Raw genomic sequence first — 3,079 nt, forward strand, 5'->3', positions numbered from 1 at the left:
AGTCAATTTTGAATAAATTATACTTGAATTGATTGTAAATATAAACGTCTGTATGGCTATAATTGGAGCAAATGAGAAGGGTGCTCAGAGATATTTGAACATTAATGCGAGGTCACACCCTATCGGGCTAATGAGCAACAACGGGATGCCCATTATCAAAAGCAAGTCAAACAACTTAAATCGAAGCTGACTGAATCTGAGCAAAACGCCGAAGAAATTAAAAATTTACTTTCTTATCAAAAATATAAAATTAATCACGATAGCCTGACTAGCTTACCTAATCGTGAATCTTACGATGAATACATTGCGGAAGCCTTACAACGTTGGCATGAAAGTGGTAAACACTTATCTCTTGCTGTAGGCGATATTGATCATTTCAAATTCATTAACGATACCTTCGGCCATTTAGCTGGAGATAAAGTACTTAAAAAAGTCGCTTCTATTTTTAAATCGTCCGTGCGTGATACCGATTATATTGCCCGTTATGGTGGTGAAGAATTTGTTCTTATTTTTGAAGATACATCCAGTAAAGAAGCACTATCCATGATAGAAAAACTGCGTAAATCGGTAAAGGATTGTCAATTTGCCTACCGTGACAATAAGGTGGATGTGACCGTTTCGTTCGGCCTTACAACGATAGTTAAAGGGGATAATATAGAATCTTTATTTATTCGTGCCGATACCGCCTTATACAAAGCGAAGGATGCTGGTCGTAATCGCTGTGCAGTTTTATAATCCAATAAAAATTGACTTGCTATTAAAGCCAGCATTTGGGATCATCTAAACTCTTTGTTTTTTAGGCTGTGTGATGAGCAAACCCATTAACATTCCCGTCGTAGTTGAAAGTGGTAAAAAATATACTACCTCAAATGGTGTTACGGCAATTAAAGACGGAATCAAAGCAAGTGATGAAACACACGAGCGGTTACCAAAGCCTAAATGGCTTCGTATCGTTAACCAAATTAGCCCTGCTTATAACGAAGTTAAAGAACAGGTACAAAAGCATCGCTTAGCGACCGTATGCGAAGAAGCTAAATGTCCCAATATTGCAGAATGCTGGTCTCATGGCACCGCTACCATTATGCTTATGGGGGCGGTATGTACCAGAGCATGCCGTTTTTGCGCGGTGGATACTGGAAACCCGCAAGGTTGGTTAGATCCTCAAGAACCAGAGAATACGGGAAAGACAGTCCAATTAATGAATTTAGATTATGTGGTGTTAACCTCAGTGAATCGCGATGATTTAGCTGATGGGGGTGCTTATCATTATGCTCAAACAATAAGAGCTATAAAAGCCAGTTCGCCGAAAACTAAAATTGAAGCTTTGACCCCAGATTTTCAAGGCGTGGAAAAAGACGTTGCCGTTTTATTAGATAGCGGTGTGGATGTATTTGCTCAAAATGTGGAAACGGTAGAGAGATTAACCCATCCCGTCCGCGATAACCGCGCCGGTTATCATCAAACCTTAAATGTATTAGCTTTTGCCAAAAGATATCGTCCCGATGTCCTTACTAAAACAAGTCTGATGCTTGGTTTAGGGGAAACAGATGAAGAAATTATTCAGACTATGGATGATTTAAGAGCCCATAAGGTGGACATTCTCACTTTAGGACAATATCTCCAGCCCACCAAGAATCATCTACCCATTCAACGTTATGTGACACCCGAAGTCTTTGCCGAACTTAGAGAAATTGGGCTTAAAAAAGGATTTTTTGAGGTGGCATCAGGGCCTTTAGTTCGTTCAAGTTACCGCGCTGATCGCATCTTTAAACGTGATAATTTAGGGTTATAAGCGAATTGCTCGGTTAGCAATTAAACATCCTATCAGTTGAAAATTTTCTGCGGTCGAAACCGCAGAAAATAATAACCTACATCTTTAAACGGATTTCATCCATAGTTCTTCCTGCTTGCAGGGTAGGGATAATTGCTGCAATAGGATCGCTCTCTTCAGGGTTATGATAATTCTTAATTTGTCGAGTAAGTTCTCCGGTTTGGGTCCTAATCAGTGCCAGCTCATCCTTAAATTCGGCAATTAAATTATTAGGATTAATCATTTCTTTATTCTCAATAATATATTGCTTAGTCAGGGATGTGATTTCATCTAAGAATGCCTTGCACCCCAAGGCTTTTTCTTGTTTGGCTAAACCTATCATATGTGCCATTTTCATTCTATCCGCTGATTCATAAGCAAGTCCGTATTCGGTGGCGACCTGTTGCATAAGTTCCATTAATTTACTTTCAATAGCATCTTTTGTTGCACTTGGGTTTTTTATCATCTCAATGAGACCAAAGGAGCTTGCCAACTCCTTTAATTTAGAGTTTTTGATGGTGAGGTTAAAATCCCACATGTCCGAATGGACTACTCTTTGTTGGATTAAGGCTAAGCCACTAAGAACAAAGGCAAATTTATGCATGCAGTGCTGAGTTTTAGCAAGACTCTCTGCCTCTGGGCCGAGTAAACTAGGTAGCTCAGCAGGAAGGGAGCTTTGTCTTAAGGTAGCAAATAAAGGTTTCCATAAACGATGCTCTATTTCTTGTTGATACAGTGAGCCATGTACTTTGTTGTGTAAACGTAAGACAGGCAGGATTTCTTTACCCAGTTTATTTAAGTCTGTTGCTAAACCATAGCGTCTGACTATCGGTATGGCCTCTTCAGGAAGACGTCCTTTGAAGAAATAATAAGAGAGTTGATCACCTAAACGTTTATTAATTACTTTGCTCACTTGATTAGTTCCCTCTCCACATTGTTCAACTAGTGAAGTGAGGCTATTTTTGTCAAGCAAGGTAAGAGGTTCTTTCTGGCGCAGTTTTAGAAGTCGATCAATAGAAAACCTTAAATCCTCTGCTTTGTCTTTAGCAGTGCGTAGAACACCTGTTTCTAAAAGGCTCAATAAACGGATTTTTTCTGCTACAAGCTCTTCAATACTTAGCGTCACTCCATGATCTTGGCAAAAGGTTTCTAAATAACTCATGTTACGCACGGTCAATTTTAAGCTGCCATATTTTTAAGCTCCTGCCAAGCAATCTGGTTCGCTCTAAGAATCAATTTGTACTTAATAGCAAAGTGATTTAAATGAGT

The 3,079-nt window shown here is 39.2% G+C and carries 2 protein-coding genes and 1 pseudogene; 2 read left to right on the forward strand and 1 reads right to left on the reverse strand.

Going from position 1 to position 3,079, the window contains the following annotated elements:
- Nucleotides 1–264 precede the first annotated feature (264 nt).
- Nucleotides 265–735 carry a GGDEF domain-containing protein gene (locus tag ELY15_RS14910; RefSeq protein WP_255411125.1) on the forward strand — a complete coding sequence of 157 codons (471 nt, stop codon included), beginning with the start codon at nt 265–267 and terminating at the stop codon, nt 733–735.
- A gap of 73 nt (nt 736–808) precedes the next feature.
- On the forward strand, nt 809–1,792 hold the full coding sequence (gene lipA / locus ELY15_RS14915) for a lipoyl synthase (protein WP_127101409.1): 984 nt from the start codon (nt 809–811) through the stop codon (nt 1,790–1,792).
- Nucleotides 1,793–1,868: 76 nt separating this feature from the next.
- Here lipA and ELY15_RS16400 read toward each other — a convergent pair.
- Nucleotides 1,869–2,990: pseudogene (locus ELY15_RS16400) on the reverse strand (TCP11-related protein); the annotation flags it as partial.
- Nucleotides 2,991–3,079 lie beyond the last annotated feature (89 nt).

Origin of the sequence: Legionella sp. km772 (genome assembly GCF_003989735.1) — a bacterium.
In the GTDB taxonomy this organism is placed as follows: Bacteria; Pseudomonadota; Gammaproteobacteria; order Legionellales; family Legionellaceae; genus Legionella.